Source organism: Rhodopseudomonas palustris HaA2, from assembly GCF_000013365.1.
GTDB classification, from domain to species: Bacteria; Pseudomonadota; Alphaproteobacteria; order Rhizobiales; family Xanthobacteraceae; genus Rhodopseudomonas; species Rhodopseudomonas palustris_J.
Window position 1 is genome coordinate 4408859 of record NC_007778.1, and the last position, 13955, is coordinate 4422813.

A 13955-nucleotide genomic window follows, 5' to 3' on the forward strand; every position below is an offset into this window, starting at 1 on the left:
TTAGCGGTCTTCCAACCCGACTTGCGCTCAATTGGCCATTGCGGAGCTGCCGCTCGACCGGCCGGCCTTGTTCTTGGTCTTGAGGAAGCGCACGTCGATCTCGGAGCCGTTGACCCGGATCAGTTCGCAGCGCCGGTAGGCCAGCCCGGTCGACGACAACAGCAGAAAGAACTCCTTGAGGTTCAATCCCTCGATCGAGCCTTCCAGCTCCAGTTCCGCCTCGGAATTCGAAATTGCCTTGAGAACGCAGCTCCGCCGCCAGGTTCCGTCGATCCCCATGATCCAGACGTTGTAGCCTCGCCCGAATGCGACTCTGTCCGTTGCGGCGTTCTCGGTGGTCAATGCCACCTCCTTGCTATCGGCCGGCAAAGCTCACAGGCTTGAGACCGCCCGCTGCAATGCTCGACGCCGTCGACGGAGCCGCCACATTGGGCAGATAGACGCCGCGGCGCTTCGGACAAACCTTGTAACTCTCGGTCAGGCCGACCACGGTCTCGGCCGCGCCGAGAAACAGATAGCCGTCGGGCTCGTTGGCCTTCATCAGCCGGTTGAAGATGTCCGACTTGGTCGCCTGATCGAAATAGATCAGCACGTTGCGACAGAAGATGACGTCGAACTTTCCGAGCGGCGCGAAGTCCTGCAGCAGGTTGAACGGCCGAAACTGGACCATCGAGCGCACGTCGGCATTGAGTTGCCACATCGTGCCGGTTTGCTTGAAATACTTCACCAGAAACTGGATCGGCAGGCCGCGCTGGACCTCGAACTGGGTGTACAGTCCCGCCCTGGATTTCTCGAGAACCTCGGGCGACAGGTCGGTCGCGATGATCTCGATCCGCCAGCCGGCGAGTTCGGCCGCCTTCTCCTTCAGGATCATCGCCAGCGAATAGGGCTCCTGGCCGGTCGATGACGCCGCGCACCAGATCCGCAGGCTGCGTCGCCCGGCGCGGGCCTTGATCAATTCGGGGATCACGCTGTCCTTGAAGTGATCGAACGGCGTCTTGTCCCGAAAGAAGAAGGTCTCGTTCGTGGTCATCGCCTCGACCACGTCGTGGGTGACCGCCTCCGAGCCGGATCGCATCTTCTGGACGAGTTCGCTGATGCCGGGCAGCCCCATCTTTCGCGCCAGCGGAAGCAACCTGCTTTCGAGCAGATACTTCTTGTCCGCAGACAGCATGAGGCCGGACCGGTCCTTCAAAATCTTCTGCAAATAGTCGTAGTCGAGCGGGGTCATTTGCTGCTTCCTGCAGAATTCGCGTGCGACAGATCACGTTGACGGACGGCCGGTCGATCCCTGCCTCCCGTCATGATATCGACCTCACCCGGCCGTCGGGAAAATCGCCGGATCGGCGATCACGCCCGCTGGAGATGCGGATATTTGGGCCGCCGGGCGCTCGGCGAGGCCTCGCAACACAACATCATGCATCCCTCAGCGCCTTTCTCGATCCCGATGTCCGGCCGGGGCCGCCCTGCCGATCGGAGTTCGCATTCTTGCTGATCTAGCCGGGATAGGCCTTCACTCTCGTTAATTTTACTCCTGGTAGTCGTACCAGCCACGGCGACGCCGACCACCGGGCCCGGAGCGAACACCAGGCGGGACGTGCTTTTGCGCAGTCGCGACCCGGCGGTCACGCCCTGTCGATGACCCACGAGGTCTCGTCTGACGACGGGTCGCGCATGTGGAATCGAGCCGTGGCCCGTGACCGCCCGCCGCGGAGACGCGGCCGGACTGGTCGCCGCCGGCAATGCCGGAGCGCCGGGTCGGGAGCGTCACGAGTTCGCGGGAGGGGCCGTCCGGCGGCTCAGCGGTCGTCGAACCGCGGGCCGCACACCTCGCCCCAGGAATGGACGATCGGCAGGCCGGCGACGTTGCTGCGGAGGTTGGCCAGCGATATCCGCAGCGCCGCGAGGTCGATCGGCTTCGGGAAACTCTGCAGCAGATCCATCCCGAGCGAACGGGCGAGCGCACGCGAAGCGCGCCGGCGCTCTGAATTCATGCCGCTGATCACGATCATCGGACCGCTGTAGCGAGCGTCCGCCATCGCCCGCATGACGTCGGCGCCGTCGCCGTCGTCGAGCATCAGATCGAGGGTGATGCAATCGAAACTCTGCTCGCGGACGAGCGCGATGCCTTCGGCACAGGACGCCGCCTGGGTCACGCTGTACCCGGCCTTTTCGGCAGCGCCGGCGATCAGCATGCGCTGCGTCGGATCGTCGTCGATCACCAATAGGTTCAGCAACCCGAGTAGTTTGTCGGGCACGGTCTCCGCATGCGCTGCGTCGTGTTCGCGCGTGGCCATCGGTCCGCTCCTGTCAGAATGTCTCATTCCGAGCCATAGCGGGCCGAGCGCAACCGCTGGTTAATCCGAGGACGCCGGCAGGGCCAACCTGTTCGAATCGACCGCGACTGGTTGATGGCGCCTTTCCGGCTTGGCGACAATTCGACCGGGCGGAGGCGTCGCCGCCTCACGCCTGCCAGCGCCAATCGCGTATTTCGGGCATGTCGTCACCGTGCTCGCCGATATACAGCTTGTGCCGCTGCATCGTAGCCCAGTACCTGTCGGTCGCCGATTCGACCTGCCCCGCAAGCCTCGGAATTCGTCGGATCGCATCCAGCGCGAGCCGGTAGCGATCGAGATCATTCAGCACCACCATGTCGAACGGTGTGGTGGTGCTGCCCTCCTCCTTGTAGCCGCGCACATGGATATTGAAGTGATTGCGCCGCCGGTAGGTCAGTCGGTGGATCAGCCAGGGATAGCCGTGGAACGCGAACACCACCGGCTTGTCGACGGTGAACAGTTCGTCGAACCGCCGATCGTCGAGCCCGTGGGGATGCTCGGAGCTCGGCTGCAACACCATCAGATCGACGACATTGACGACGCGGATGCGGATGTCCGGTACATATTCGCGCAGCAGCATCACCGCCGCCAGCGTCTCGACGGTCGGGACATCGCCGGCGCAGGCCATCACCACGTCGGGATCGCCGTCGTCGTTGCTCGCCCAATGCCAGATCCCAGCGCCGGCGGTGCAATGCCGGACCGCGGCGTCGATGTCGAGCCACTGCCACTCGGGCTGCTTGCCCGCGACGATCAGGTTGACGTAGTTGCGGCTGCGCAGGCAGTGATCCGCCACCGACAACAGGCAGTTCGCATCCGGCGGCAGATAGACGCGGACGACGCTGGCCTTCTTGTTGACGACGTGGTCGATGAAGCCCGGATCCTGGTGCGAGAAGCCGTTGTGATCCTGGCGCCAGACATGCGAGGTCAGCAGATAGTTGAGCGAGGCGATCGGGCGTCGCCACGGAATGGCGTCGCAGGCCTTCAGCCATTTGGCGTGCTGGTTGAACATCGAATCGATGATGTGAATGAACGCCTCATAGCAGGAGAACAGGCCGTGGCGGCCGGTGAGGAGATAGCCCTCGAGCCAGCCCTGGCACAGATGCTCGCTCAGCACCTCCATGACCCGGCCGTCGGGGCCGAGCGCGATGTCGACATCCTCAATGTCCGCCATCCATTGCTTGTCGGTGACTTCGAGCACGCCGTCGAGGCGGTTCGAGGCGGTCTCGTCCGGACCGAATAGACGGAAGTTCTTCGTCTCGAGATTGTCGCGCATCACGTCGCGCAGGAACGTGCCGAGCGCCCGCGTCGCTTCGGCCTTGGCCGCACCGGGCGCAGACAGCGCCACCGCGTAGTTGCGGAAGTCCGGCAGCGACAGCGGCTGCAGCAGCTCGCCGCCATTGGCATGCGGATTGGCGCTCATCCGGCAATGGCCGGTCGGTGCCAGCGCCGCCAGTTCGTCGCGGAACTTGCCGTTGGCGTCGAACAATTCCTCCGGCCGATAGCTGCGCAGCCAGGTTTCCAGAAGCTGCACATGCGCCGGATCCTTGAAATCGGCGATCGGCACCTGATGGGCGCGCCAGGTGCCCTCGACCTGCTTGCCGTCGACCTGCTTGGGCCCGGTCCAGCCCTTCGGCGTGCGCAGAATGATCATCGGCCAGCGCGGCCGCGCGGTGACGCCCTGGTGACGGGCCGCCGCCTGAATCGCCTGGATGTCGGCGAGCGCCCGATCCAGCGCCGCGGCGAGCGCATGGTGCACCAGCGCAGGTTCGTCACCCTCGACCACGATCGGCTCGTAGCCGTAACCGCGCATCAGGTCGGTGAGCTCCTGCCGGCTGATCCGCGCCAGCACGGTGGGATTGGCGATCTTGAAGCCGTTGAGGTGAAGGATCGGCAGCACCGCGCCGTCGCGGGCCGGATTGAGAAACTTGTTGGAATGCCAGCTCGTCGCCAGCGCGCCGGTTTCGGCCTCGCCGTCACCGACGATGCAGGCGACGATCAGATCCGGATTGTCGAAGGCCGCGCCATAGGCATGCGCCAGCGAGTAACCAAGCTCGCCGCCTTCATGGATCGAACCCGGCGTCTCCGGCGAGACGTGGCTGGGTACGCCGTGCGGCCAGGAAAACTGCCGAAACAAACGCTGTAGGCCGTTGCGATTGCGTTCGATCGCCGGATAGCGCTCGGTATAGGAGCCCTCCAGATAGGAATTCGCCACCAGACCGGGGCCGCCATGGCCCGGCCCGATGATGTAGATCATGTCGAGGTCGTGCTCGGTGATCAGCCGGTTGAGATGGACGTACAGCAGATTCAGCCCCGGCGTCGTGCCCCAATGGCCGAGCAGGCGCGGCTTGATGTGCTCGAGCTGCAGCGGCTGCTCCAGCAGCGGATTGTCCTGCAGATAGATCTGGCCGACCGACAGATAGTTCGCGGCGCGCCAATAGGCGTCCATCTTCTGCATCAGATCGTTGGACAACACGTCGGACATCTCAATCTCCAGCTTCCGCAGTTCGAATTGACGCGATGCCTCGGACGGCCTCGCGCGATGGACTTCTTCGAGTATCGACTCTGTTCGACATCCGATGGCGCAGGGTTCTCGTGTGTTGGCCGCAGGTCGTGGCCGGCCGAGTGTCAGACTGAACTGACACACGCCGGCGCGAACGCGGCGCCATGCGCAGATCAGACGATAGTCGTGCGCGCACTCTCGGTAATCGGATTGTCGAGATTGCGGCGGCGAAACACGCCGACGACGTTTGACGTGGATCAACGGTCACGTCGCCCCCGGTTGATTGGGATCAATGTGTTTGACCTTCAACCACGGAAGATGCCGCCCGTTAGCGCAGCGGAACTCCAGAGGCCACGCATGTCTGAGTCCCAGCTTCGTCAAAACATCCTTGACGAGTTCGAATTCGATCCGAGCTTCAACAGCGGACACATCGCCGTCGCTGTCGAGAAGGACGTGGTGATCCTGACCGGTCACGTCATCAGCTACGCCGAGAAGCTCGCCGCGATCGCCGCGACGCGACGCGTCAAAGGCGTGCATGCGATCTCCGAGAGCATCGAGGTTCGCTATCCCTTCACCAGGACCGCCGACGATCAGATCGCGCAGCGTGCGTCCGATATTCTCGACTGGAACGTTCTGGTGCCGGCGAGTTCGATCGAGGTCCAGGTCGAGAACGGCTGGCTGACGCTGAGCGGCACCGTCGACTGGTACTACGAGCGCGCCGCGGCCGAAGACGACGTGCGCAAGCTCGCCGGTGTCGTCGGCGTCACAAACACCATCGTCATCAACAATCCGCTCGGCGATCATTCCTGCATCCGCGCCAAACTCGAATCCGCACTCGAACGTCACGCGGAGATCGCTTCCAAATGTATCCGTGTCACGGTGGAGAACGGCAATATGGTCGTTCTGGAGGGCAGCGTCGACACCTGGGACGAGCGCCGCGCGGTTCAAAACGCGGCGTGGTCGACCCCCGGCGTAGCAGCGGTCGATGACCGTCTGATGATCAACTGACCCCACGCCTCCGCCCGGAGGCGACTCGACGATTTCCGAACCACCCATCCATCACGATCAGGCTTGATCGTCCCGGTTGTCCTGCGAAACCGACGGCCGACGGGACGGCCGCGCCGGCGCCGCGGCGGCACGGACGATGGTGACAGTGCAGTTCGCCTCGCCCGCGACCTTGGCCGAGACGCTGCCGGCCAGCGTGCGCAGCACCGAATTGCGCCGCGCCCCGATCAGGATGTGATCGACCCGGCTCGCCTGTGCGAATTCGAGAATCGCCGAGGCCGGATCGACCGCCTCGAGCACATGCGCCGTGAGGCGATCGTCGTCGAGTTTCAGCGGCTCGGCCCAGTGCCGCAACGCCACCAGGCGATCGACGTGCTTGTTGTGGCCGTGCTCGTCGAGCGTCCGGTCGATGGTCATGCGGCCGAGCTTGAGCACGTTGAGGCAGGCGAGCCGCGCCGACGGCAGCGTCGCGAGAATGCGCCCGGCGGTGACCCGCAATTCGTCGTTCAGCGCAGCGGAGCCCTCGGCGATGTCGATCGCCACCGCGATGATCGGCGCCGACGCCAGATGCGCCGCGAGCGTCTCCTGGCGCGGCCGGGTCAGTTCCTTGTTGAAGCGCCGGCGCAGCACCGTCTTCCACGGATCGCGCCTCAGCTTCTCGGAACGTGTGGTGAGTTTGACCTCGGTCGGATGGGTCAGATCGAACACCAATTGCGCCGCCGTCGGATAGCGCCACTGCGGCTGGATCTCGAGGCAGCGCAGCACGATCTCCTGCAGCCAGGGCGGATAGTCCGGTCGCAATTTGCGCGGCGGCACCGGATCGCGCCACAGCCGCCGGCGCATGCCGTACATCGTCTCGGTCTCGCCGAACGGACGGATGCCGGTGGTGAAGAAATACAACAGCACGCCGAGACCGAACAGATCGCTGCGCGGATCGTTGCGCACGCCGAGCAGCCGCTCCGGCGCCATATAGGGCGCGGTGCCGAACGGCAGCCGGAATTCTTCCTGCATCAGGTCGGGCAACTGATCGCTGCAGGCGAGGCCCATGTCGAGCAGCACCGCCTCGCCGCTCGGGCGGAACATGATGTTGCTGGGCTTGATATCGTGATGGATGACGTGCTGGCGGTGCAGATCGGCGACCGCGGCGGCGATCTTCGCCGCGATCCCGGCCGCCTCGTCGTAGGGCAACGGCAGATCCGGCAGCCGCGACAGCAGCGGCTCGCCGGCGATGCGTTCCATCACGATGTAGGGCTGCGTCGAGAAATCCGCGAGCGCGACGAATTGCGGGACGTGCGGCCCGTTCAGCCGCGGCATCAGCATCTGCTCCATCTCGAAGCTGACGATCGCGGCGGGGTCTTCGCCCTCGCCCGTTCGCGGGATCTTCATCACCATCGGCATCGGGTTGTCGGCGCGGCGAACCGCGAACAACTCCGCCATGCCGCCGCGATGCAGCGGGCCTTCGATCAGGTAGCCGTCGACCGTCGAGCCAGGCTCGAACGAGGGTTGGTCCATGCCGGTCACCGCCCCGCCAGCAGTCGATCGGCGAGCCAGATCGGCAGGCCATTGTCGCGAATCCGGCGCGCGGCGCCGTCGACATCGTAGGGCACCCGGCAATAGGTCAGCTGGTGTTTGACCGTATCGTACAAGCCGTAGGCGGCGGCCGGATTGCCGTCGCGCGGCTGCCCGACCGAACCCAGCACCGCGAGCCATTGCCGGCCGGGCAGCAGGTGCACCGGTACATCGGCCGTCGGCACGAAGGTGGTCATCTTGCCGGTGACCGACAGTGAATACAGCGCCGGCTTGTGGACGTGGCCGCAGAACGTCACATGCGCCGCGACCGACTGCATGCTGCGCGAGGCGACCGCGGTGTCGGTCACGTAGATCCAGCCCTCCGGTCGGGTCGCTTCCGAGTGGACGAACAGCAAATTGGCCTCGTCGTGCTTCATCGGCAGCCCGGCGAGAAACTGACGCTGCGCGACATCGAGCTGGCCGCGCGTCCATTCGATCGCCGCCTCCGCTTCGGCATTCATCTGCACCTTCGGATTGCCGATCGCGCTGTCGTGATTGCCGAGAATGGCGACCGCGCCGGCATCGACGAGATCGGCCACCGTGCCGACGGTCCAGTCCGGGTCGGCGCCGTAGCCGACATAGTCGCCGAGCAGGATGATCTTCTCGGCTCCCTGCTCGCGCGCGTTGGCGAGGCATGCCGTGAAGGCCTGCCTGTTGGCGTGGATGTCAGCAAAAAGCGCAAGCAACACGTCCCACCTCCCATGTTCGCGATCCTCTCTTTGCGAGCGGATGTCGATTGTTGGCGCCTCACGCCCGCAGGCATGAAACCGCTGTGCCGACGGCCTTTTCTGCCGCGTCCGGTCGGACCGGAACGACCCGTCTTTGATCCATCGCAACCACGCCACGCTCCTTGATCTGGCGCAATGGGATGCGGGGCGCGGATGAGTATATCAGCAAAACAGTTGCGTTGGAGGCGATCATGTCATCCGGCAATCCGAACACCAGCAACGCGCCTGTGACCGACGCCGTCGCCACCGTCATCAGCGAGTGGGAAGAGATCACCGCCAGTCCGACCGAGCTGGAAGCGTTCGGACGGGCGATGGCCAACATGGTGAAAGACCTCGGCCTGACACCCGCCGAAGTGCACGCGCTCGCGACCAAGGGCAGCAGCGCCAAGGAACTACCCTGTCTGCTCGAAGCGCTGCGGATCAGCATTCGCGCGCTCGCCGAAAAGGAGCCTATGTTGCTCAACGATCTGAGGCGCACCTGCACGATGTGCGAACACAAACGCGAATGCGACGCGGACATCGCCGCGGGCACGCTGGTGCCGGCCTATCAGAAATACTGCCTGAACGTCGACGCGCTCGACGCGCTTCAGCACGACAACAAGTTTATCGCGGAGCTCTGAAGATCGATTCGACCGCGGAGCTCTAGACATCGACGCGGAAGCAGGGCGAGCAGCCCCGCGTGGTCAAGACGCTTGCCAGCGGCCTACTAACTACCAAAGCACCATTCGTTTGATCTGCGTCAATATTCATTGACACCTGATGTGTCACTGTTTCTTGACAATTATGGGAGAAATGTCAGTGCGCATCCTTCTGATTCACCCGAATTATCATTCCGGTGGTGCCGAGATCGCCGGCAACTGGCCGCCGGCATGGGCCCCCTATCTCGCGGGCGCGCTGAAGGCCAACGGGTTCACCGACATCAAGTTCATCGATGCGATGACCGAGGATACGTCGGACGAACAGCTGGCCAAGATCGTCGCCGACTACCAGCCCGATCTGGTCGGCGCGACCTCGATCACGCCGTCGATCTACAAGGCCGAGGAGGCCCTGAAGGTCGTCAAGCAGGTGAACCCCAAGATCGTCACCATGCTCGGCGGCGTGCACGCGACCTTCATGTATCAGCAGGTGCTGACTGAAGCGCCGTGGGTGGACGTGATCGTGCGCGGCGAAGGCGAGGAGATCGTCGTCGAACTCGCGCGGGCCGTCGCCTCCGGCAACTGGCCGGCCAATCGCGATGCGATCAAGGGCCTGGCCTACACCGAGGGCATGAACGGCGAGAGCAAGATCGTCGCGACGCCGGCGGCGCCGACGGTGAAGGATCTCGACGCCATCAGCCCGGACTGGGGCATCCTCGACTGGACGCTCTACAAGTACATCCCGATGAACACCCGGGTCGCGATCCCCAACATGGCGCGCGGCTGTCCGTTCACCTGTTCGTTCTGCTCGCAGTGGAAGTTCTGGCGCGACTATCGCGTCCGCGATCCGAAGAAGGTGGTCGACGAAATCCAGGAACTGGTCGAAAAATACCAGGTCGGCTTCTTCATCCTCGCCGACGAAGAACCCACCATCAACCGCAAGAAGTTCATCCAGTTCTGCGAAGAGCTGATCGCCCGCGGCCTGAACAAGAAGGTGCAGTGGGGCATCAACACCCGCGTCACCGACATCCTGCGCGACGAGCAGCTTCTGAAGTTCTACAACGAAGCCGGCCTGATGCACGTGTCGCTCGGTACCGAGGCGGCGGCGCAGCTCAAGCTCGACCTGTTCAACAAGGAAACCAAGATCGCCGACAACAAGAAGGCGATCCGGCTGCTGCGTGAAGCGGGCATCGTCACCGAGGCGCAGTTCATCGTCGGCCTCGACTCCGAGACTCCGGAGACGCTGGAAGAAACCTATCGCATGGCGATGGACTGGAAGCCGGATCTGGCCAACTGGTCGATGTATACGCCCTGGCCGTTCACGCCGCTGTTCAAGGAACTGAGCGACAAGGTCGAAGTGTTCGACTTCGACAAGTACAATTTCGTCACGCCGATCGTGAAGCCGGCGGCGATGGAACGCGGCGAACTGCTCGACCGGGTGATGAACAATTATCGCCGGTTCTACATGTACAAGGCGTTCTTCTCCTACCCGTGGTCGGGCAGCGGGCGGCGCCGTCGCTATCTGCTGGGCTGCCTCAAGGCGTTCCTGAAGGCCGGCTTCGAACGCAAATTCTACGACCTCGGCCGGGTCGGCTATTGGGGTCCGCAGTCGAAGAAGAAGGTCGACTTCCACTTCGACACCACCCGCAAGATCTCGCACGCGCAGATGGCCGACTGGGAAGCCAACGCGGATCGTTCGCGCAAGTCGGCAGCCTCCCAGATGGCCATCGTCTCGGCCTGCGGCGGCGGCTCCGAACAGATGTCGGAACCGATCAGTTGCGAAGGCGCCAAGGAGAAATTGGCGGAGACCGTTACCAGCCGCATGGTGGACAACGCCAATGAAGCAGGTTCGCTCACCCGCCACTGACGCAGGGACCGGTCCGGCGATCGCCGAGATCGGCCCCAACGCGGTCACGCAACTGATCAACGCCCTCGACGCGGCCGGCCTTCAGCCGGCCGCCCGAGAGATTTTTTCAGAAGCGGCCGCAAGCGACTGGCTGGCACATCCTCCGACCGCGATGGTCGACGAGCGCCCTGTCGCGGCGATTCACCAGACCGTGCGTCGGCTGTTGCCGCCGCAGCAGGCGGCGATCATCCTCGACGACGCGGGGCGGCGGACCGGCGACTACATCCTGGCCCACCGCATTCCGAAGCTGGCGCAAACGGTGCTGAAATTCATGCCGGCGCCGATCGCGGCCCGGATGCTGACCAAGGCGATCACCGCCCATGCCTGGACCTTCGCCGGCTCGGGCAAGTTTTCGGCCCGCGTCGGCAGGACGGTGACGTTCGAGATCGCCGCCAATCCGCTGTGCGCCGGCGAGCACGCCGATCATCACGTCTGCGTCTGGCACGCGGCCGTGTTTCAGCGGCTGTTCCAGGTGCTGGTCTCGCCCTATACGCGGGTCACGGAAACGACCTGCGGAGCGCGCGGCGACGATTGCTGCCGCTTCGTCGCGGACTGGACCACCATCCCGGACGCCGCCAACATCTACGCCGACCGACGATCTCAGCCGATCGCGGCAAACACTGAAACCCTTTCCGCGCGTTGATCCGCGGACGATGTGAGAGACAAACCGATGTCGTCTGCCCTCGACAAATACGCCAAGAGCTCGGTGCCGCGCTACACCAGCTATCCGACGGCGCCGCATTTCGCCAAGGATTTTCCGGAGGCCGTGTATCGTGGCTGGCTCGCCCAGCTCGACACCGACGAGCCGATCTCGCTTTATCTCCATGTGCCGTTCTGCAAGCAGATGTGCTGGTACTGCGGCTGCAACATGAAGCTGGCGTCGAAATACGGGCCGGTCGCCGACTATGTCGAGAGCCTGATCAACGAGATCGATCTGGTCGCCGATGCGATGCCCGGCACGATGCCGGTCCGCCATCTGCATTTCGGGGGCGGCACGCCGACGGTGATCGAGCCCGAGGACCTCGGCGCGATCATGACGCTGCTGCGCGAGCGCTTCGAATTCGTGCCCGATGCGGAGCTCGCGATCGAGAGCGATCCGCGCACCCTGACCGACGAGATGGTCGCCAAGATCGGCGAACTCGGCTTCACCCGCGCCAGCTTCGGCGTCCAGGAGTTCGACCCCAAGGTCCAGGCGGCGATCAACCGGATTCAGCCGCCGGAGATGGTCGCGCACGCCATGAGCCGCTTCAAGGCGGCCGGCGTCGAGCGGATCAATTTCGACCTGATCTACGGCCTGCCCTATCAGACCGCCGAAGATCTGCGTAGCACCGTCGAGCAGTGCGTCGAGATGAAGCCCGACCGCGTCGCGCTGTTCGGCTACGCCCATGTGCCGTGGGTCGCCAAGAACCAGCGGATGATCCCGGACGATTCGCTGCCGCAGTCGGATCTGCGCGCCGAGCAGGCCGACGCCGCCGCCGAGGCGCTGGTCAAGGGCGGCTATGTGCGGATCGGCATCGATCACTTCGCGCTGCCCAAGGATTCGCTGGCGATCGCCGCCGCGACCGGCGAACTGCACCGCAATTTTCAGGGCTACACCAGCGACGCGGCGCAGACCCTGATCGGGATCGGCGCCACCTCGATCGGTCGGACCCCGAGCGGCTATCTGCAGAACATCAGCGAGACCGGCGCCTGGGCGCGCGCCGTCGCGGCCGGCCAGTTGCCGGTGGCGCGCGGGCACGCCCTGACCCAGCAGGACAATCTGCGGGCGCATGTGATCGAACGGATCATGTGCGACGGCAAGATCGACCTCGCCGCCGCCGGCCGCGCTTTCGGCTGCAGCGATGATTGGTATGCGCCCGAGCAGGATGCGCTCGCCGAGCTGCAGCGCGACGGCGCCGTGATCTGCGACCAGGGCAAGCTGACGCTGACGCCGGACGGCGTCCGGCTGTCACGCGTGGTCGCCGCGGTGTTCGATACCTACCTGCGGAATTCGTCGGTGCGGCATTCCATCGCCGTCTGAAGCTCCAACGCCGTCCACTTGCAACGCGCGCTTCGGCGCGCGTTTTGCGTTTTGATGCAGGTCAATCCGAACAGGTCGCATCAGGTGCATAAGTACCGCCAACGGTAATATGTCAGCGGCTTCCTCCCACCGGCGTACCGCCTTAACGGAAAATAGCCGATGCCGAGGGCCGGGCCGGCCGCAGTCGCAGATCGTTAAGTGCCAGCGCGTATCGCTGTCGAAGCTCAGACCGATCGAGGTAACAACCATGACCCAGAAACTCAAAGTCACCGACGATATGGTCGCCAAGGCCACGGCTGCGTTTCGCGCCGCCGGCGGCCACGACGATATCTGCCTCCGCGCCGCGCTGGAAGCGGCGCTCGCCAACGAGACGTTCTCGGTCGGCGACGAAGTGACCGCGCATGGCAGCGTCACCGGCATCATCCTGTCGATCAGCGGCGACGAGGCTCTCATCTCCTGGTCCTGCCGCGGCAAGACGACGACCAAGCTGTCCGAGCTGGACCATATCGACCACGCCAATTCGGTCTCGGCCGAGCATTTCGCCGCCTGAGGCGTCGCTCACCGGCCGCGCCGCTGAGGGGCGCAGCTGCCTCGCGGATTTCGATCGGCCCGGTGCCGATCGTTGATCCAGGTCAACCTCCCGACTGCCTGCGTTTGATCCACTGCTGATCAAATGCAAAAGCAAATTCGGGAGGACATCATGCAGATTCAGCAGATCCACCACGTCGCCTATCGCTGCAAGGACGCCAAGCATACGGTCGAATTTTACGGCCGGGTGATGGGGATGGAGCTGATCGGCGCCATCGCCGAGGACAAGGTGCCCTCGACCAAGGCCCCCGATCCGTACATGCACATCTTCCTCGATGCCGGCGCCGGCAACATCCTGGCCTTCTTCGAACTGCCGAACTCGCCGCCGATGGGCCGCGACCCCAACACGCCGGATTGGACCCAGCATATCGCCTTCCAGGTCGCCGACGTCGACGCGCTGATGCGCGCCAAGGAACGCGCCGAAGGATACGGGCTCGACGTCGTCGGCCCCACCGACCACACCATCTTCAAGTCGATCTACTTCTGGGACCCGAGCGGCCACCGGCTCGAGGTCGCCACCTGGACCGCGACGCCGCAGCAGCTCGCACAGATGAAGGACGTCGCCCACGCCATGGTCGACGAATGGGCGGAGACCAAGAAACCGCCGCGCCACACCGCCTGGCTGCACCAGAAAGAATTCGCCGACGCCGAGTGATCTTGCCCCCGCG

Annotated in this window: 13 protein-coding genes; 7 read left to right on the top strand and 6 right to left on the bottom strand. The window is 64.3% G+C overall.

Features of this window, described 5'->3' with window-relative positions; translation table 11 throughout:
- Positions 1–27: 27 nt before the first annotated feature.
- The 4 genes from RPB_RS19435 to RPB_RS19450 all read right to left on the bottom strand — a co-directional run bounded on the left by RPB_RS19435 (position 28) and on the right by RPB_RS19450 (position 4818).
- Complete coding sequence (locus tag RPB_RS19435) at positions 28–342, bottom strand: hypothetical protein (RefSeq protein WP_041798883.1); 315 nt, start codon at positions 340–342, stop codon at positions 28–30.
- A 13-nt stretch (positions 343–355) separates the two neighbouring features.
- Positions 356–1231, bottom strand: a complete 876-nt coding sequence (locus RPB_RS19440) for a CheR family methyltransferase (RefSeq protein WP_011442732.1) — start codon at positions 1229–1231, stop codon at positions 356–358.
- A gap of 568 nt (positions 1232–1799) precedes the next feature.
- Positions 1800–2297, bottom strand: a complete 498-nt coding sequence (locus RPB_RS19445) for a response regulator (RefSeq protein WP_011442734.1) — start codon at positions 2295–2297, stop codon at positions 1800–1802.
- A gap of 166 nt (positions 2298–2463) precedes the next feature.
- Positions 2464–4818: a phosphoketolase family protein gene (locus RPB_RS19450; protein WP_011442735.1), complete on the bottom strand. Its 2355-nt coding sequence runs from the start codon at positions 4816–4818 to the stop codon at positions 2464–2466.
- Between the two features lie 375 nt (positions 4819–5193).
- Between RPB_RS19450 and RPB_RS19455 the strand changes: the two genes are divergently transcribed.
- The gene (locus RPB_RS19455; RefSeq protein WP_011442736.1) at positions 5194–5844 is read left to right on the top strand and encodes a BON domain-containing protein; all 651 of its coding nucleotides are present in this window, start codon (positions 5194–5196) and stop codon (positions 5842–5844) included.
- Positions 5845–5901: 57 nt separating this feature from the next.
- On the opposite strand, the gene RPB_RS19460 is transcribed toward RPB_RS19455, so the two are convergent.
- Together RPB_RS19460 and RPB_RS19465 are read right to left on the bottom strand one after the other, a co-directional pair.
- On the bottom strand, positions 5902–7353 hold the full coding sequence (locus tag RPB_RS19460; RefSeq protein ID WP_041798367.1) for a serine/threonine protein kinase: 1452 nt from the start codon (positions 7351–7353) through the stop codon (positions 5902–5904).
- 5 nt (positions 7354–7358) lie between these two features.
- Positions 7359–8099 (bottom strand): metallophosphoesterase family protein, encoded by a 741-nt coding sequence (locus RPB_RS19465; RefSeq protein WP_011442738.1) that lies wholly within the window; start codon positions 8097–8099, stop codon positions 7359–7361.
- Between the two features lie 230 nt (positions 8100–8329).
- Here RPB_RS19465 and RPB_RS19470 point away from each other — a divergent pair, with 230 nt between their 5' ends.
- From RPB_RS19470 to RPB_RS19495, 6 genes are all read left to right on the top strand, one after another.
- On the top strand, positions 8330–8758 hold the full coding sequence (locus tag RPB_RS19470) for a hypothetical protein (RefSeq protein ID WP_011442739.1): 429 nt from the start codon (positions 8330–8332) through the stop codon (positions 8756–8758).
- Between the two features lie 178 nt (positions 8759–8936).
- Positions 8937–10640 carry a magnesium-protoporphyrin IX monomethyl ester anaerobic oxidative cyclase gene (bchE, locus tag RPB_RS19475; RefSeq protein WP_041798885.1) on the top strand — a complete coding sequence of 568 codons (1704 nt, stop codon included), beginning with the start codon at positions 8937–8939 and terminating at the stop codon, positions 10638–10640.
- Positions 10612–11322 carry a bacteriochlorophyll 4-vinyl reductase gene (bchJ, locus tag RPB_RS19480; protein WP_011442741.1) on the top strand — a complete coding sequence of 237 codons (711 nt, stop codon included), beginning with the start codon at positions 10612–10614 and terminating at the stop codon, positions 11320–11322. Before bchE ends, bchJ begins: the two co-directional genes overlap by 29 nt.
- A 27-nt stretch (positions 11323–11349) precedes the next feature.
- On the top strand, positions 11350–12699 hold the full coding sequence (gene hemN / locus RPB_RS19485; protein WP_011442742.1) for an oxygen-independent coproporphyrinogen III oxidase: 1350 nt from the start codon (positions 11350–11352) through the stop codon (positions 12697–12699).
- 247 nt (positions 12700–12946) lie between these two features.
- Positions 12947–13249 carry a hypothetical protein gene (locus tag RPB_RS19490; protein WP_011442743.1) on the top strand — a complete coding sequence of 101 codons (303 nt, stop codon included), beginning with the start codon at positions 12947–12949 and terminating at the stop codon, positions 13247–13249.
- A gap of 150 nt (positions 13250–13399) precedes the next feature.
- Positions 13400–13942 (top strand): VOC family protein, encoded by a 543-nt coding sequence (locus tag RPB_RS19495; protein ID WP_011442744.1) that lies wholly within the window; start codon positions 13400–13402, stop codon positions 13940–13942.
- Positions 13943–13955: the final 13 nt, after the last annotated feature.